General features: G+C 68.4%; 14 protein-coding genes. 4 read left to right on the forward strand and 10 right to left on the reverse strand.

Features of this window, described 5'->3' with window-relative positions:
* Nucleotides 1–88: 88 nt before the first annotated feature.
* The 4 genes from CAL28_RS00440 to CAL28_RS00455 form a co-directional block, all read right to left on the reverse strand.
* Nucleotides 89–1696 (reverse strand): carboxyl transferase domain-containing protein, encoded by a 1608-nt coding sequence (locus CAL28_RS00440; protein ID WP_094839469.1) that lies wholly within the window; start codon nt 1694–1696, stop codon nt 89–91.
* 14 nt (nt 1697–1710) lie between these two features.
* Complete coding sequence (locus CAL28_RS00445) at nt 1711–2892, reverse strand: acetyl-CoA C-acyltransferase (protein WP_094839470.1); 1182 nt, start codon at nt 2890–2892, stop codon at nt 1711–1713.
* A 153-nt stretch (nt 2893–3045) separates the two neighbouring features.
* Nucleotides 3046–4224: an isovaleryl-CoA dehydrogenase gene (locus tag CAL28_RS00450; protein ID WP_094839471.1), complete on the reverse strand. Its 1179-nt coding sequence runs from the start codon at nt 4222–4224 to the stop codon at nt 3046–3048.
* Nucleotides 4225–4367: 143 nt separating this feature from the next.
* Complete coding sequence (locus CAL28_RS00455; RefSeq protein ID WP_094839472.1) at nt 4368–4751, reverse strand: MerR family transcriptional regulator; 384 nt, start codon at nt 4749–4751, stop codon at nt 4368–4370.
* A 67-nt stretch (nt 4752–4818) separates the two neighbouring features.
* Here CAL28_RS00455 and CAL28_RS00460 point away from each other — a divergent pair, with 67 nt between their 5' ends.
* Nucleotides 4819–5889 carry an MBL fold metallo-hydrolase gene (locus tag CAL28_RS00460; RefSeq protein WP_094839473.1) on the forward strand — a complete coding sequence of 357 codons (1071 nt, stop codon included), beginning with the start codon at nt 4819–4821 and terminating at the stop codon, nt 5887–5889.
* A gap of 35 nt (nt 5890–5924) precedes the next feature.
* On the opposite strand, the gene CAL28_RS00465 is transcribed toward CAL28_RS00460, so the two are convergent.
* Entirely contained in the window at nt 5925–6551 is a 627-nt protein-coding gene (locus CAL28_RS00465) for a LysE family translocator (protein WP_094839474.1), read from the reverse strand.
* Nucleotides 6552–6614: 63 nt separating this feature from the next.
* On the opposite strand from CAL28_RS00465, the gene CAL28_RS00470 reads away from it, so the two are divergent.
* Nucleotides 6615–7820, forward strand: coding sequence for a trans-sulfuration enzyme family protein (locus tag CAL28_RS00470; protein ID WP_094839475.1), 1206 nt, complete (start codon nt 6615–6617; stop codon nt 7818–7820).
* A gap of 173 nt (nt 7821–7993) precedes the next feature.
* On the opposite strand, the gene CAL28_RS00475 is transcribed toward CAL28_RS00470, so the two are convergent.
* The 4 genes from CAL28_RS00475 to CAL28_RS00490 form a co-directional block, all read right to left on the reverse strand.
* Nucleotides 7994–8638: a thiol:disulfide interchange protein DsbA/DsbL gene (locus CAL28_RS00475; protein ID WP_094839476.1), complete on the reverse strand. Its 645-nt coding sequence runs from the start codon at nt 8636–8638 to the stop codon at nt 7994–7996.
* A gap of 146 nt (nt 8639–8784) precedes the next feature.
* A complete protein-coding gene (locus CAL28_RS00480) occupies nt 8785–9519 on the reverse strand; it encodes an SPOR domain-containing protein (protein ID WP_094839477.1) in 735 nt (244 codons plus the stop codon).
* Nucleotides 9520–9525: 6 nt separating this feature from the next.
* Nucleotides 9526–11211, reverse strand: coding sequence for an arginine--tRNA ligase (gene argS / locus CAL28_RS00485; RefSeq protein WP_094839478.1), 1686 nt, complete (start codon nt 11209–11211; stop codon nt 9526–9528).
* A gap of 98 nt (nt 11212–11309) precedes the next feature.
* A complete protein-coding gene (locus tag CAL28_RS00490; protein WP_094839479.1) occupies nt 11310–15245 on the reverse strand; it encodes a DUF6531 domain-containing protein in 3936 nt (1311 codons plus the stop codon).
* Between the two features lie 177 nt (nt 15246–15422).
* Between CAL28_RS00490 and CAL28_RS00495 the strand changes: the two genes are divergently transcribed.
* Nucleotides 15423–15767 (forward strand): DUF1840 domain-containing protein, encoded by a 345-nt coding sequence (locus tag CAL28_RS00495; RefSeq protein WP_094839480.1) that lies wholly within the window; start codon nt 15423–15425, stop codon nt 15765–15767.
* 87 nt (nt 15768–15854) lie between these two features.
* A complete protein-coding gene (locus CAL28_RS00500; RefSeq protein ID WP_094839481.1) occupies nt 15855–16172 on the forward strand; it encodes a hypothetical protein in 318 nt (105 codons plus the stop codon).
* Between the two features lie 45 nt (nt 16173–16217).
* Here CAL28_RS00500 and CAL28_RS00505 read toward each other — a convergent pair whose 3' ends face one another.
* Nucleotides 16218–17501 (reverse strand): amidase, encoded by a 1284-nt coding sequence (locus CAL28_RS00505; RefSeq protein ID WP_094839482.1) that lies wholly within the window; start codon nt 17499–17501, stop codon nt 16218–16220.
* Nucleotides 17502–17759 lie beyond the last annotated feature (258 nt).

Consider the following 17759-nt stretch of genomic DNA (forward strand, 5'->3'; position numbering starts at 1 on the left):
ACTCCTGATGACTTGCGGGAACAGCTTCACCGAACACATGCGGGCGGGGGCAGGCGGGCAACCGCGAGCGCGCGCATCCTGCATGGCGCTACATGCGGAAAACGCCGAAGCGGCTTTCCGGAATGGGCGCGTTCAAGGCGGCGGACAGGCCCAGCCCCAGCACGCGGCGCGTGTCGGCGGGCGCGATGATGCCGTCGTCCCATAGCCGCGCGGTGGCATGATAAGGATGGCCTTCCCTTTCGTACTGCGCGCGGATCGGCGCCTTGAAGGCTTCTTCCTCTTCGGCGGACCATGCGCCGCCCTTGGCCTGGATGCCGTCGCGCCGCACCGTCGCCAGCACGCTGGCGGCCTGTTCGCCGCCCATGACGGAAATCCGCGCGTTGGGCCACATGAACAGCAGGCGTGGCGAGTACGCGCGTCCGCACATCCCGTAGTTGCCCGCGCCGAAGGACCCGCCGATCAGCACGGTGAACTTCGGCACGGCCGCCGTGGCCACCGCGGTGACCATCTTGGCGCCGTGGCGCGCGATCCCTTCGTTCTCGTACTTGCGGCCCACCATGAAACCGGTGATGTTCTGCAGGAACACCAGGGGAATGCGGCGCTGCGCGCATAGCTCGATGAAGTGGGCGCCCTTCTGCGCGGATTCGGAAAACAGGATGCCGTTGTTGGCGACGATGCCCACGGGCATGCCGTGCACATGGGCGAAGCCGGTGACCAGTGTCTGGCCGTAGCGCGCCTTGAACTCGTCGAACGCGGAATCGTCGACGATGCGCGCGATGACTTCGCGCACGTCGTAGGGCTTGCGCGTATCCGCCGGAATGATGCCGTTCAGCTCCTCCGGGTCGTAGCGCGGCGCGCGCGCCGGCTGCAGCGCCAGCGGTTGCGGCTTGATGCGGTTCAGGCGCGCCACCGCGTCGCGCGCCAGGCGCAGCGCATGGTGGTCGTCCGCCGCCAGGTGGTCGGCCACGCCGGACAGGCGCGTATGCACGTCGCCGCCGCCCAGGTCCTCGGCGCTGACCTCCTCGCCGGTGGCCGCCTTGACCAGCGGCGGGCCGCCCAGGAAGATGGTGCCCTGGTTGCGCACGATGATGGATTCGTCGCTCATGGCGGGCACGTAGGCGCCGCCTGCGGTGCAGGAGCCCATCACCACGGCGATCTGCGCGATGCCGTCCGCCGACATCGAGGCCTGGTTATAGAAAATGCGGCCGAAATGGTCGCGGTCGGGAAACACGTCTTCCTGCAGCGGCAGGTTGGCCCCCCCGGAATCCACCAGGTAGATGCAGGGCAGGCGGTTCTGCGCGGCGATTTCCTGCGCGCGCAGATGCTTCTTGACCGTCATCGGATAGTAGGTGCCGCCCTTCACGGTGGCGTCGTTGCATACGATGACGCACTCGGTGCCCGATACGCGGCCGATGCCGGTGATCAGGCCGGCCGCCGGCGCGTCGCCGTCGTACATGCCGTGCGCCGCCAGCGGCGAGAGCTCCAGGAAAGGCGTGCCGGGGTCCAGCAGGTGTTCCACGCGCTCGCGCGGCAGCAGCTTGCCGCGCGAGACATGCCGCGCGCGGGCGGTCTCCCCGCCGCCCTGCGCGGCCATGGCCATCTGCGTGCGCAGATCGTCCAACAGGGCCCGCATGGCGCGCGCGTTGTCCTGGAAGTCCTGCGCGCGCGGGTTGATGCGCGATTCGATGATGGCCATGGCCTGCGCGCGCCTTACAGCATCTCGATGGCCATGGCGACGGCCTCGCCCCCGCCGATGCACAGCGTCGCCACGCCGCGCTTGCGGTCGTTCTTGCGCAGCGCGCCGATCAGCGTGGCCACCAGCCGCGCGCCGGAGGCGCCGATGGGATGACCCAGCGCGGTGGCGCCGCCATGCACATTGACCTTGCTGTGGGGGATGTTGAATTCCTTCATGACGCCCATCGTGACCACGGCAAAGGCCTCGTTGACTTCGTACAGGTCGACGTCCTCGGCGCGCCACCCGGTCTTCTGGAACAGGTTCTTCAGCGCGCCGGTGGGCGCGGTGGTGAACCACTGCGGTTCCTGGGAGTGCTGGGCGTGGCCGACGATGCGCGCCAGCGGCCGCACGCCGAGTTTTTCCGCGGTGGACTGGCGCATCAGCACCATGGCCGCCGCGCCGTCGGAGATCGATGCCGACGTGGCCGCCGTCACCGTGCCGTCCTTTTTGAAGGCGGGCTTCAGGGTGGGGATTTTCTCCGGCATGGCCTTGGTGGGCGCTTCATCCGTGTCGACGACGGTGTCGCCCTTGCGGCCCGCCACGGTAACCGGCGCGATTTCCCACTTGAAGCTGCCGTCCTCGGTGGCGGCGCGCGCGCGCCGCAACGATTCGGTGGAAAAGGCGTCCTGCTGTTCCCGCGTGAATTCATAGCGCGCCGCGCAGTCTTCGGCGAACACGCCCATGGCGGTCCCGCGCTGGTAGGCGTCTTCCAGACCGTCCAGCGCCATATGGTCGTAGACGGTGGAATGCCCGTAGCGGTAGCCCTGGCGGGCCTTGAGCATCAGGTAGGGCGCGTTGCTCATGCTTTCCTGCCCGCCGGCCACCACGACCTGCGCCGACCCGGCGGTCAGCAGGTCGTGGCCCAGCATCGCGGCCTTCAGGCCGGAGCCGCAGACCTTGTGCACGGTGGTGCATGCCACGCTCTTCGGCAGGCCCGCACCCAAAGCGGCCTGGCGCGCGGGCGCCTGGCCCTGGCCTGCCTGCAGCACATTGCCCATCAGCACTTCGTCCACTTGCTCGGGCTTCAGGCCGGCGCGTTCGACGGCGGCCTTGATGACGGTGGAACCCAGTTCGTGCGCGGCCAGGCCGGACAGGCTGCCCAGCATGCCGCCCATGGGCGTGCGGGCGACGGAAACGATGACGATGGGATCGGACATGATGGACTCCTGGTTCGGCGTGGGCGGCCGGGCCGCCGTGATGGATGCGCCGGGCCTGCCGGGCGCGGCGCGGGATTCAAGGGCCTGTCGGGCCGGGCGGCGGGTGGCGTGCAACGCCGCGCCGCCGGCCGGGGACGACAGGACGCGGCAGGGTCAGGCGGTCTCGTTGAAGAGTTCTCGCCCGATTAGCATACGGCGGATTTCGCTGGTGCCGGCGCCGATTTCGTACAGCTTGGCGTCGCGCCACAGGCGCCCGGTGGGGAATTCGTTGATATAACCGTTGCCCCCCAGGATCTGCACGCCTTCGCCGGCCATCCATGTGGCTTTTTCGGCGGTATAGAGGATGAGCGCGGCGCAGTCCTTGCGCACGCGCCGCACGTGGCCGGCGCCCAGATTGTCCAGATTGCGGCCCACGGCGTAGCAGAAGGCGCGGCTGGCCTGCAGCCCGGCGTACATGTCGGCGACCTTGCCCTGGATCAGCTGGAATTCGCCGATGGCCTGGCCGAACTGTTTGCGGTCGTGGATATAGGGCACGACGACATCCATGACGGCCTGCATGATGCCCAGCGGCCCGCCGGCAAGTACCGCGCGTTCGTAATCCAGGCCGCTCATCAGGACGTTCACGCCGCCGTTGACCTGGCCCAGGACGTTGTCCTCGGGCACCTCGCAGTCCTGGAACACCAGCTCGCCGGTATGGCTGCCGCGCATGCCCAGCTTGTCCAGCTTTTGCGCCACCGAGAAGCCGGCAAAGCCTTTCTCGACCAGGAAGGCGGTGATGCCGCGCTGCCGGGCCTGCGGGTCCGTCTTGGCATACACCACCAGGGTGTCGGCGTCCGGGCCGTTGGTGATCCACATCTTGCTGCCGTTCAGCACGTAGCGGTCGCCTTTTTTGTCCGCGCGCAATGTCATGCTGACGACGTCGGAGCCGGCGCCCGGTTCGCTCATGGCCAGGGCGCCGACGTGCTCGCCGGAGATCAGCTTGGGCAGGTAGCGGCGCTTCTGGTCTTCCGTGCCATTGCGGTGGATCTGGTTGACGCACAAATTGGAGTGGGCGCCGTAGGACAGGCCGACCGACGCGCTGGCGCGCGAGATTTCCTCCATGGCGATCATGTGCGCCAGGTATCCCATTTGCGCGCCGCCGTAGGCTTCGTCCGCCGTCATGCCCAGCACGCCCAGGTCGCCCAGCTTCTTCCAGAGCTCCATGGGGAATTGATCGCTGCGATCGATTTCCGCCGCGCGCGGCGCGATTTCAGCCTGGGCGAAGCGTCGCACGCTGTCGCGCAGCAGGTCCAGGTCTTCGCCCAGATCGAAACTCAAGCCGGGAATGTCCATGGGTGTCTCCGAGAAATGCAGGCCGATGCGATGCCGCGCCGCTTATATTACGTTTACGTAAACGTTATATCAATACGCCATCCGGTTGTCCGCCTAGTGCGCTGCCGGCGCCTGTCGGGCCGGCGTCCGCCGTCCGATCCGCCCTAGCCGTGGCTGTCCAGCAGCCGGCGGCATTCGGTTTCCTGTCCGGCGATTTCGGCCAGGGTGTCCTCGATATCCTGGCGCTGCTGTTCCAGCGTCTGCCGGTGCCGCGTCAGTACGGCCAGATACTCGCGCAACTGCTGCGCCTCGGTATCGCCCGGGCCGTCGTACATATCGATCAGGGTGCGGATTTCCGACAGCTGCAGGCCCAGGCGCTTGCCGCGCAGCGCCAGCTTCAGGCGGGTACGGTCCCGGGCGTCATAGACGCGGTTGCGTCCCTCCCGTGCCGGACTGACGATGCCCTGGTCCTCGTAGAACCGGATCGTACGCGGGGTGATGTCGAATTCGCGGGCGAGTTCGGAGATGGTCCAGGAGGCGGGCGGCATGGCATTGGCACCTTACGTAAACGTCAATTATGATGGGATGAACGCTACCGTCAAGGGGAGATGCCGCATGAACCCGAATGAGCACAAGCTGGAATACCCGTGGGGCGAAAGCCAGCCGGAACCGGGCGTCGCCCGCGAGGTGGCGCCGGGGGTGCGATGGATACGCATGCCGCTGCCCTTCGCCCTGGACCATATCAACCTGTGGCTGCTGCGCGACGAGATCGAAGGCCGCCAGGGTTGGACGGTGGTCGATACCGGCATCAGCCGGGACGAGGTCAGGACGCTATGGGAGCGCATCTTCGACGAGCAGCTGGAAGGATTGCCGGTGCTGCGCGTGCTGGTGACCCATATGCATCCGGACCACGTCGGCCTGGCGGAATGGATCTGCCGCCGCTGGGACGCGCCCCTTTGGATGACGATGACCGACTACGCCGTCGCCTGCCTGTTTTCGCGCGGCAGCTCGACTTCCAGCGGCGGCGCCGGGGCCGGCGGCGATGATGCCGTGGCCCATTTCGCCCGGCATGGCCTGGCGGACCTGCAGGCGCAGCAGCAGATCCGCGAGCGCGCGGGCTACTACCCGAACCTGGTGCCGGCCATGCCGCCGCGCTTTACACGCATCATGGACGGCGAACGGGTACGCGTCGGCAAGCACGACTGGCGCGTCATCGTGGGTCATGGCCATGCGCCGGAACACGCGTCGCTGTACTGTCCCGCGCTGAACGTGCTGATCTCCGGCGATATGGTGCTGCCGCGTATTTCGACCAACGTCAGCGTCTTCAATTACGAGCCGGATGCGAATCCGCTGCCGTTGTACCTGCGCTCCCTGGACGCCTACGGCGACCTGCCGGGCGATGCGCTGGTGCTGCCCTCGCATGGGCGGCCCTTCAAGGGCCTGCACGAGCGCATCGCGCAACAGCACGCGCACCATGCTGACCGCCTGGCCGAAGTCATGGAGGCCTGCGCCCAGCCTTGCAGCGCCTCGGATGTCGTGCCCGTCCTGTTCAAGCGCAAGCTGGACCTGCATCAGCTGACCTTCGCCATGGGCGAGGCGCTGGCGCATCTGCACGCCTTGTACTTCGACGGGCGCTTGAAGCGCCAAACCGGCGAAGACGGCGTGGTGCGTTTCGTCGCCGCCTGAGTCCGGGCGATTTTTCCGGGGCGCGCCGTTCGTCCCTAGCGCACCGATGTCGCCAGGCGCAGCGCCAGTCCCGCGAAGACCAGGCCCGCGCAGGTATTCAGGATCTTGCGAGCGCGCGCCGACCGCTGCAGCATCGCGCCGGCCGCGCCCGAAAAGAACGCGATGGCGCCGAACACCAGCAAGGTCGCCAGCATGAAAGCGCCGCCCAGCACGACGATCTGCGGGCCGACCGGGCCCGCGGCGGGCGTGGCGAACTGCGGCAGGAAGGCCAGGAAGAACAGCAGCACCTTGGGATTCGTCAGGTTCATGACAATGCCGCGCGCGTACAGCGCCGACGGCTTCATGCGGGCTGGCGCTGAGCCGCCCGCCGCGCCGGCCGGCGCGCGGAATGCCTGCCACGCCAGATAGGCCAGGTAAGCCGCACCGGCCCATTTCAGCGTCGCGAAGGCCAGCGGCGAGGCGGCGAAAACCGCCGCCAGTCCCACGGCCACCGCGGCCGTGTGGCCCAGCAGGCCGGTGCACAGGCCCAGGACCACCATCAGCCCGGCCGACCGCCCCCACAGCGCCGATTGCATCAGCACGAACAGGTTGTCCGGGCCGGGCGACAACGCCAGCAGCACCGCGATGCCGAAGAAAGTGGTCAGGGTGTGGAGGTCCGGCATGGAAGAGGGCCGAGAACGAAAGTGGCATCATAGGCGAATCGGCAACCTGATTCCCACATTCCAATGGCCTCTCGATCCTCTCATCTGGATACCCTGTTGCAGCATACCGGCATCGCCGAATTCGATCCCGTCAGCGGCGCGGCGCCGGTGGGCTTGCCGCCGGTCCGCACCAGTACCGTGCGTTTCCGCGACCTGCAGGCGCTGGACGATGCGGAACGCCGCAAGGCCGCCGGCGAACGCGTCGTGGCGTATGGCCGCATGGGCCTGGATACCCACGTGGCGCTGGAAGATGTCTTCAAGCACCTGGAGCAAGGTACCCACTGCTATCTGGCGTCCTCGGGCTTGTCCGCCATTACGCTGGCCTTCATGTCGCTGCTGTCCGCCGGCGAACACGCGCTGGTGGCCGACAACGTCTATGGTCCGGTGCATGCGCTGGACCAGGCGGTGCTGGCGCGCCTGGGCATCGAGCTTACGTATTTCGCGCCGAATCATGACGATATCGACGCGCTGGTGCGGCCGAACACGCGCTTGATGTACGTGGAATCGCCGGGGTCGCTGTTGTTCGAAATGCTGGATATCCCCGCATTGGCGGAGAAGGCGCGGCGGCATGGGCTGGTGCTGGCCACCGACAATACCTGGGGCTCCGGCTATATCTATCAGCCGCTGGCCTTGGGCGCGCAGGTTTCCGTGGTGGCGGGCACGAAATACGTCGGTGGACACTCCGACCTGATGCTGGGCGCGGTGGTGACCAACGACGAGGAACTGGCGCGGCGTATCAACAAAACGCAATACGCGATGGGGTACTCGATCAGCGCCGACGATGCCTGGCTGGCGCTGCGCGGCGTGCGCACGCTGCCGTTGCGCATGGCGCAGCATGCGCGCAATGCGTTGGAAGTGTGCGGCTTCCTGGCGCAGCGTCCGGAGGTGGCGCGCCTCTATCATCCGGCCTTGCCCTCCGATCCCGGGCATGTGCTGTGGCGGCGCGATTGCACCGGGTCCAACGGCATGATGGCCGTGGCCTTGCGGCTGGCGCCGGCACAGGCAAGGGTATTCGTCGACAGCCTGCGGCTGTTCAGCATCGGTTATTCGTGGGGCGGCTTCGAAAGCCTCGTGCAACTGGTGTCGCTGCAGATTCTGGCGGGTCACCGCTATTGGGGCGGCGACGGCCAGGCCGTCGTGCGCCTGCATATCGGGCTGGAATCGCCATCGGACCTGATCGACGATTTGCGGCAGGCACTGGATCGCGCCGTGGGGTCGCCCCAGGGGTAATCGTCGATGCGGCGCGCGTCCCGGTCGCGTGCCCGTCGACGCGGAACGCGAAAGCAAAACACGGAAGCCACGTGTGAAGACAAACCGCGAGGGCAAAAACAAAGCGGCCCTCGCCGAATGGACGAAGGCCGCTACGGGTGGAACGGGCGACCGGCGTCAGCCGGCGGCCATGATTACTTGCTGTCGCGCGCCATCGGCAGCAGCTTGTTCACTTCGTCCAGCGCGCCCTGGTAGCTGTTGCCCGCCATGACCGGCGACGTCAGGTACTTGCCGCCGACCAGGTAGGACGGCGTGCCGTCGATATTGGCCTGCTTGGTCAGCTGCGTGGCGCGTTCCACCTGCGTATTGACGGAAAACGAATCGAAGATCTCTTCGAACTTCTTGCGGTCCACGCCCTGCGATGCGACCCAGTCTTCCATCGCGGATTTCGTGAAGAGCTGCTTGTGTTCCTGGTGGATGGCGGTGAACACCTTGCTATGCAGGTCCGGGCGGTTCAAGGTTTGCAGCGTGTAGTACAGCTGCTGCAGCGGCTTCATCGACGCGTTGAAAGCGACCGGCACCTGGACCAGCACCACGTCGGCGGGCGCGGTCTTGGCCCAGGCTTCGACCATGGGCTCCATCGCCGCGCAGTGGGGGCAGGTGTAGGCGAAGAACTCCATGACCTCGATCTTGCCGGCGTGGTCGCTGGCGATGGGCGGGTTGACCACCTGGTAGGGCTGCGCGCCCGGCTGGACGCCCTGGGCGTTGCTGACGGGCGCGAACAAGGCCGTGGCGGCGAGGGCGGAAACCGCCAGCAGGCGGCTAAGCAGTTTGGACATGTCGGTCTGGATCCCAGGTTGAGGTCTAAGAAGAGTGCTGTCGGCGAGCGAACCTCGGCCGCCAGGGGCGCGAAGCGCAAGCGATAGGCGACGGGCCGCAAAGACAATAGAGACAGGCGCGGCGTGGGCGAGTTCCGCCACGGGCGCTACTGGCGGACCACCGCCACTTCGATTTTGTTTTCTCCCAGGCGTGTGCGGGCGCGATTCATATCGTCCAGGCGCGCGAAAGGCCCGACCCGGACCCGGTTGATCGGCTTGCCATTGACCTCCGCGCGCTGCACCGCGACCGGCAGGCCCAGCAGCAGGATGCGCGCCCGGAGCGCCTCGGCATCGTCGACGGCGCGGTAGGCGCCGGCCTGCAGGAAGTACTTGCCGCCGGTTTCCTTGGCGGAGTCGCGGCCCGACGGGCTGGCGCTGGCTACCGCGGCGGGCGCGGACGGTTTGGCCGCCGGTTTATCCGCCGCTTTGTCGGTGGCCTTGTCCGCGGGCTTATCCGCGGCGCGAGGGGGCGGTTCCGGTGTCGTCGGCAGCGTGGCGATCAGCGCGCCCAGATCGTCCGGCCCATGCGGCCCGGTGCCGGGCGTCGAGGGCTGGGCCCCCGGCACCGGGGGCGCCGGCGTGGCCGTCGGGCCGGTCGGCGCGATGCCGGCGGCGCCGTCGCGTCCGTACAGGCCGGCGTTGGGATCGGGCGCGTTGCGGACGTCGGGCAGGGGTGACTGGTCGGCATGGCGCGAAGCCCGGTCGACGAAAGGTACCGGAGCGCGTGTCACATAGAACGCGACGGCGGCAGCCACGATCAGCCCGATGAGCAGGCCGGTCAGTACGCCGTAGAGCGTGCTGCCGCGTTCGGATGATCGCTTGACGGGTTTGCGTTTGGCCATGGCAACCTACATGCGCTCGGGCGCGGAAACGCCCAGCAGCGCCAGCCCGTTGGCCACCACCTGGCGCGTCGCCGCCGCCAGGCGCAGGCGGGCGCGCTTCAGGGCGATATCGTCGACCAGTACGCGTTCGGCGTTGTACCAGGCGTGGAAGTCCGCCGCGCAGTCACGCAGCCAGAAGGCCACATGATGGGGCGCCAGTTCCTGGGCCGCGAGCTGGATGACGTTGGGGAATTCGGCCAGCCGTTGCATCAGCGCGAATTCGGTCGGCGCCGTCAGGCGCGCGATGTCGGCGGCGGCGATGTCCTGTTCGCTTTCGCCCGATTGCCCCACCATGGAGCAAATGCGCGCGTGGGCGTACTGGATGTAATAGACCGGGTTTTCGTCGCTTTGCGACAGCGCGAGGTCGACGTCGAAGACGAATTCGGTATCGGCGCGCCGCTGGATCAGGAAGTAGCGCACGGCGTCGCGGCCCACCCAATCGATGAGGTCGCGCATGGTGACGTAGCTGCCGGCGCGCTTGGAGATCTTGACCTCTTCGCCGCCGCGCATCACCTTGACCATCTTGTGCAGCACGTAGGCCGGATAGTCCTTGGGGATGCCCATGTCCAGGGCCTGCAGGCCGGCGCGCACGCGCGCCACGGTGCCGTGGTGGTCGCTGCCCTGGATGTTGACGGCGCGATGGTAGCCGCGCTCCCATTTGTTCACATGGTAGGCGACGTCCGGCACGAAGTAGGTGTAGCCCCCTTCGCGCTTGCGCATCACGCGGTCCTTGTCGTCGCCCGTGCCCAGCTCGGTGGTGCGCAGCCAGAGCGCGCCTTCTTCTTCGTAGGTATGGCCGCTGGCGATCAACCGGGCGACGGTCTGTTCGACGCGGCCGCTGGTGTAGAGCGAGCTCTCCAGGAAGAAGTTGTCGAAGGTCAGGTCGAAGGCCTGGAGGTCGCGGTCCTGTTCGCGGCGCAGATAGGCCACGGCGAAGCGCCGGATGTCTTCCAGGTCCTCGACGTTGCCGGTGGCGACGGTTTCCTCGCCGTCGGCCGCGCGCACGGCGGCGCCGGCGATGAAGTCCTTGGCGATGTCGACGATGTATTCGCCCTTGTAGCCGTCTTCGGGCCAGCCGGGCGATTCGGGGCCCATGCCCTTGGCGCGCGCCTGCACGCTGATCGCCAGGTTGTGGATCTGGTTGCCGGCGTCGTTGTAGTAGAACTCGCGCGTGACGTCATGGCCGGCGGCATCGTAAAGCCGGCAGATGGCGTCGCCCAGGGCTGCCTGGCGCGCATGGCCCACGTGCAGCGGACCGGTGGGGTTGGCCGAAACGAATTCGACCAGGACTTTTTCGCCATGGCGCGCGGCGCGGCCGTAGGTGTCGCCCTGCGCCGCGATGGCGGTCAGCACGGCCTGCCGCGTGGCCGCGGTAACGCGGATGTTGATGAAACCGGGCCCCGCGACTTCGGCCGCCTCGACGATATCGCGCGCGCGGGCGTCGGCTGTCAGGGCGTCGACGATGGCCTGGGCCAGCTCGCGCGGATTGCGCCTGGCGGCCTTGGCGACCTGCATGGCGACGTTGGTCGCGACGTCGCCATGGGCCGCGACCTTGGGGCGTTCCAGCAGAATCGTGGGCCGCGCTTCCGGCAGCAGGGTGCCGACGGCGTCTTGCAGTAGGGAGACAAGAAGGTGCTGTTGCTCTGGGAGCATGGGGACTCGGAAAAGACGGGAAAACAGGCGGCGGGACGCAATGCCGCGAATTACGGGATGATACCGTGATTTATCCGGGTACCTCGTCCGTCGCCGGCTCAGGCGGGCAGGTCCAGATCCAGCGTTCGCCGCAACCAGCCGCGATAGCCTTCCATGTCCACCGTGGCGACGGCGGATTCGTCGTTTTCCGTCCAGCCGCGCACGCGGCGGATGAATGCCTCCACTTCGGCGCGCGCGGCGGCACCGTATCGGGAGTGTTCCGCCTGGCTTGCCACCAGCGTGTCGCCGGCGCCTCGCAGTACGGCGCGGTCTTCGCCCGTCCGGCGGCCGCGGCGTCCCCGTTCGTCGTGCACGATAGGGTTGGCGACCCGTTGAAACGCCGCGGGCGGCGGCAGGAAGGCGGCCCCGGCGTATTCCGCCTGCTTGAGCATCCACGCCAGGGCGACGTCCGACAGGTCGCCGCCCGGCCGGGCGCTTACCGGGTCGGCCGGATGCGGCAGGTAACCGCCGCCGATGTCGCCGTGCGCGCCGATGAAGGGCGCCTCCGCCACGTTGGGGCTGCCCTCGGGCGCAGCGCTCAAGGGAAACAGCCTGCGGCGTTCATGCAGTGCCACCGCATGCGCGACCCAGCGCCATTCGGCGGATACCGCCAGGTTGTAATCCGCGTTGCGCGATCCCAGCACGCCGAACTGCGCCACCGCGTCGAACAGGCCGATGAAGCGCAGATCCGCGCAGGCGGTGACCGTGCCCAGCGCGGGGTCGCGTGTCCAGAAGCGGCCCGCCCGATGGCGCTCGGCGATCATATTGCCGAAGTGCATGGCCAGCGCGGCGCCGCGGGAATAGCCCAGCAGGTCGATCGCGAGAGTGTCGGCACGGCCACGCGCCGCGATCTCGCGCAATAGCGCATTCCATTGCGTTTCCAGGATGTCGGGCGACGAGCCCGCCGTCGCGGCATCCACCATGCGCGGCCGCGCGAAGCCCGGCCCGCGATGATAGAAAGCCGTGCCATCCGCGTACCATCCGCTCATCAGCGCGACATTGGTGCGCGCGCCGCGATCGTGGCTCGTACCGTCGAAGGCGAACAGCAGCAGGCCATGGGGATCGATATGGCGGCGCGGCTGCTGGCCGGCGTAGCCGTAGGGCCGGGTATCGGGCATGGGGCCGGCCGGATCCGGTTCCAGGTAATGCCCCAGGCGCGGGTCGTAGGTGCGCAGGTAATTGTCGTGCAGGCCGGTCGCGTCATCGTGGATATGGCCGGGCTGGCGCAGTGGCATGGATACGTCGCCGTCGGTGGCGATGGCGACCCCAGTGGGCGACCACAGCGCGCGCCAGCGCACCCGACCGCCTGCATCGGTGACGGCATGGGGCAGGCCGATCGCATCCGCGTGCACCGCATGGAAGACGGGAGCCGGCGCGGAGCCGCCGGCCAGCCCCAAGGGCCGCGGACGGGGATAGACCATCAGGGCGACCGGCACCCACCCGGCATAGACGTAGCGTTGCGCCACGCCCACGCCGCCATCAGGGAGCGGGCGGGCAATCGCCACCAACCGGTTGGAAGCATAGAGATAGTCTTCCGTGCGTGCGCCCGCGCGTCGCCGGATGCGCTCGCCGTAGGCGTTGTGCGTATAGCGCGCCAGTTCCGCGCGTCCCCGCATGACGCTGGCCAGCCTTCTATCCGGGCCGTAGCGCAGGCGCAGGGTGCCGTGTTCGAGGGGCAGTCCGCTGGCATCGCGGCGCGCGCGCTGCACGCGGGTCGTCGTGCCATCCTGGGTCGCCATCGCGTCGCCGGCTGCGCGCCAGGCGTAGCGCCAGGCGCGGGTCGTACGCGGGGCGATGGTGGCGGGACTGGCGTCCGCGGAATCTTCATCGCCACGAGAGATCGCGGCACCGGCGGCGGAGCGATCCCGGCGCGGCTTCTCCGGCACGTCCAGGCCGGCCTCGGCACCGGCAAGCCGCCCTTCGTCGTCATAGCCGTAGGCGTAGACACCCTTCCAGCCGGCGACGCGCAGGGTCTCCCGCGCGATGCGGCCCGCCGCGTCGTAGCGCAAGCGCTGCAACAGCAGCGGCGCGCGGCCGGGCGTCCCGGGAGCGTCGACCAGCAGGGTATCCAGCGCGCCCTCGCGCATCATCCCCTGCGTGCGCAGGCCGTTACCATGCAGGTATCCCCCTTCCGGCAAGGCGCGCAGCAGTTCCCGGCTGTCGCCGCGATGCTCCCAGGCGATGCGCGTCACGCGGCCTGCCGCGTCGTAGGCGTAGGTCAGGCTTCCCCCTTCCGGAAGGTCGTGGCGAATCAGGCGGCCGCCGTCATCCCATGCGTAGCGCTCGCGATAACCGTAAGCCGCCTGGCCGCCGCGTGCCGGGCGATGCACCGTGCGCAGTACCAGGCGTCCGTGCGCGTCATGGTGGCGCGTCTCGTGTTCGTGCGGGTGTTCGATGCGCACCGGCGCCTGGCCGCGCCACGCGATCGCGGTGCGCAACGCGCCCGTTGCCGAGCGCATGATGATCTCCACGGGGCGGCCGGCGTCGTCGTAGGCATGGCGCCACGTATCGCCGTTGGCATAACGCCGTTCCGTCACGCGCCCGATGCCGTCGTGCTTGCGCGTTTCCTGTCCGGTCGCGTCGGAAGACCACGCCGCCAACCTGCCTGGCGGGTCGGCCGGATCGAACGACATCGACAGGCCGGGCCATCCGGACCCGGTGTCCCACAGGCGTCGCAGGGCGCCGTCCTCGTCGCGTTGCAGATGCAGGTCATTGAATCGCGTCAACCTGCCGTGCGCATCGTGTTCCGCCTGCAGCCCCGGCGCCGCGCAGCCCGCACACCCCGTGCCGTCCACCCGCAGCAGCACCGGTTTCCCGCCGCGAATGGCGGTATGGAAATCCGTGACGCCGCCGTTGCCGTGCACGCGTGTCAGCCCGGCCGCGCCGTCGGCGGTGGGCGCCGCCGAATAGCTGAGTTCCACGCGATGGCGTGGCGATGCGGGATCGCCATGCGTCGCGAGCACGGCGCGGCCTTGCGTGTCGTAGGCCCAGCTATGGGTGCGCAGCGGGACGGCATCGTCCGCGATGCGCCAGGCTATGCCGGTCAACAGATAAGGGTTGCCGCTTTGCAGTGCGGGCTCGTAGGCGTATTCGCGCCGCCATCCCGCCGGATGCACCACCGCCGCCAGGCGCCCATCGCGCGCGGACTGCTGCCCCGCGGCCGCGAGCGCCCGGCGTTGCCGCGCCGCACCCGCTTGTGCCGCGCGCACGGGCGGCACGTCATGGCGATACGCATAGCTGCCGTAAGGCGTGTCTATGCGCGCCAGCCGCGTGCCGGCGGTCCCCGATTCGTAGAAGAAGCGCAAGGCCTGGCCCGTGTCGTCCACCACGGCGCTGATCGCGCCTGTCGTCGCGCCGGCAACGGTGTCGCGGACGATGCGCACATGGCGTCCGCCGGCATCGTCGATGCGCGCCAGCCGGCCCGCCGCGTCGAAATGCAGCGTGCGGCCATCCGGCCAGTGCCAGCGCCACCGGACTTGCCGGGCCACGTCGCCCTCGCGCGGCACGGCGCGCGCTTCCCCGGCGTGCTCGGCCTGGACGAGCCGGCCGCGCGCGTGGCCCAGCGGCCGGCATGCCGCATCGCAACGAAAATCCATGCGACTGCCGTCGGCCTGAAGGATCTGCACCTTGTCATACGCGGCGTGCGCGTACAGGCGCGTGTCGTACGACAGCATCCAGCCGCGGCCCAGCAAGCCGGTACGCGGATCCATCGAGTTGTAGTGCCGCACGATTTCCAGGCCCACGCGCCCGCCGGGACCCGGAAGGTCGACTTCACGCTGGTACTTGTTGCCGGACACCAGATGGATGGGATTGCCCGCACCCAGGTTCAGCGTGGGCGCCGGCGCGCCCTGCGCGGCCGTATCGCCCGCGGGACAAGGCTGGCCCAGGCGGCCGGCCGTGCACGCGCCCTGGCGCGGCGCCGATGCGGCCGGCTCGGCCGTTGCCGCGGCCGGTACCGCCGCTGCCATGCATCCGAGAACGGCGATCGTCGCCATGACGCCGTTCCATCTTCCATATCCCGCCCCGATCCGCACGTCGCCGCTCCATGGACGCGCGCGGCCGCGCCCCGTGCGCAACCTGTCGGCGTCCTGCGTCTAGGGTGCGATTGGCAGGCTTGCCGTGTTGGGGTAGTGTATGAATTCGTCCCTGATGAAAGACCCTGGAATTACGCCATGCTGATCTCGTTCCGCTCCAAAGCCGGCTCGGAAGTCCTTATGCTCTCCGATCACGCCGCACCGTTGTTGCGGGCAGCGGGCAAGTCGCTGCCTGATGCGTTTCCCGAACGCGGCGTGTTCACGCCGGATCAATTGCCGCAGGCCATCGCCGGCATAGAAAAGGCGGTGGAGCTGGCCCCGCACCCTTCCGAGGACGTGGAAAAAGACCCGGATGCCCAGCCTGTGCACCCGATGGCGCGGCCGGTGGGCCTGCAACAACGCGCATATCCGCTGCTGGACCTGATGAAGAAAGCCCAGGCCAAGGGCGTGAACGTCACGTGGGAAACGGCTTCGTCCTGGTGATGCGTCGCGAAAGCGCGTGAACCTGATGCCGCGCGGTCCGGGCCGTGCGGGCCACTACGCCGCGTTGCGCGGCACAAGGAAACCGGCATGCGCGCAGATGTCTCCATCCTTTACGATGCCCGGCGGGCTGTTCACCTGGTCACCCAGGTGGATCCCACGCCCGAAGGCGCGGCGCGGGCGCGCGAATGGTTCGACCGGAACTGGGAATCCCTCGGCTGCGAGCCCTTGCGGCCCAGCGGCAAGGTCCTGCTGCTGGACAAGATATTGGGTGTGGCCGACGCGCTCGGTTATGACCTGTTGGCGGCCGACACGCGGCGCGCGCAGGAATTTGCCCATCAGGCCGCACTGGCGCTGGGCCGGTCGCGGATTACCGTCGACCTGCCGGGCCTGACGGTCGGCTACTGAACGAAAAGCCGCGCGCGCCGGCCGGCCCGCGCGGCCCAGGCGTGCTCAGCCTTGCGGGCGCAGCTTGTCGTGCATCCATTTGGCGATGCACAGCAGGCGATGGTCGTTGCCCTTGGCGCCCACGGCCTGCAGGCCCACCGGCAGGCCGTGCGGCCCGGTGGCAAAGGGCAGGTGTATGCAGGGCAGGCCGAACAAGGTCCACACGCGTCCGAACAGCGGATCGCCGGTGCCCTGGTCCGCGAAAGGCGCCTCGCCCGGCGCACTGGGCGTGAGCAGGACGTCGAAGCGATCGAACCAGCCGCGCAGGTGCGAGTGCATGTCGGAGGCCCGTTGCAGATTGGCCTCGTGCCGCGCCTGGTCTATCTTGTCCCCGCCCTGCAGCAGCGCGAGCAGCCCCGGGCTGATCTGGCTTGCATGCTGCTCCCGCTCGGCCGCCAGCGAACGCGCCGCCTCATAGGCCATGATGTCGGACTGCAATTGCACCAGCGCACAGTATTCCGGCGGGGTATCGACTTCCTGGACCACGGCGCGGGCGCGTCCCAGCGTTTCGGCGGCCTGCATCATCGCTTCGCGGGTCTCCGGCAGCGTGTGGCGCCATTGCGGTGTCCGATAGATGCCGACACGCGGCGGGCCGTCGTAGTCCAGCCGACGCAACCCGGGCTGGTCCATCAGCACCGATGCGACCAACGCCGCATCGTCGACCGTCCGGGTGAAACAGCCCACTGTGTCGAGCGTGGGCGCCAATAGCTTGATGCCGTCGCGCGGAATGGCGCCGAAGCTGGGCTTGAAGCCGACCACGCCGCAATAGGCGGCCGGACGGATCACCGACGCGGCGGTCTGCGTGCCCAGCGCGAAAGGCACCATGAAGTCGGCGACGGCCGCCGCGGAACCGCTGGACGAGCCGCCGGGCGTATACGCGGTGTTATGCGGGTTGCGTGTGAGCGGCGCCTTGAAGGTGGCGAATTCCGTGCTGATCGTTTTGCCTGCCACCAGCGCGCCGGCCTGGCGGCTGCGCCCTACCGCGCCCGCGTCCGCCTCGGGGCGATGGCCGCGGTAGATGGGAGAGCCGTAGGTCGTGGGCAGGTCTTGCGTATCGAACACGTCCTTCACGCCGAACGGCAGTCCGTGCAAGGGGCCGGTAATGGCGCCGTTATCCAGGGCCATGGCGCGGGCCAGGGCGGCCTCCTTGTCCAGCGCAGCCCATGCATGCACGCTGTCCTCGCGCTGTTCGATGCGCGCGAAGCAGGCCCGCATGAGCTGTACCGCGGACAATTCGCGCCGCTGCAGCATGCGCACGGCATCCAGTGCCGATAAACGATTCAAAACCATAGCCATTCAATAACTTCCCCAGCGGATGCGGCCCATGCTCGCGCGCGCGGCATCGAAAACCTTTTCGCGTCCCCGCTATCGCGCGGCGCCGTCTTATCCCAGCAGCAATTGTGCCAGCCCCAGGTGCCGGCACCATTCGTGTATTCCCCCAAGGACCCGGGTCTGAATCCACGGACCTTGCACGGAACTGAACTGCCACGGACACGCAGCGGCACGCTGCGCTGCAATAACGTTGTCATGCACGACGCCTAAAGTGAA

The organism is Bordetella genomosp. 11 (genome assembly GCF_002261215.1).
Classification (GTDB): domain Bacteria; phylum Pseudomonadota; class Gammaproteobacteria; order Burkholderiales; family Burkholderiaceae_B; genus Bordetella_C.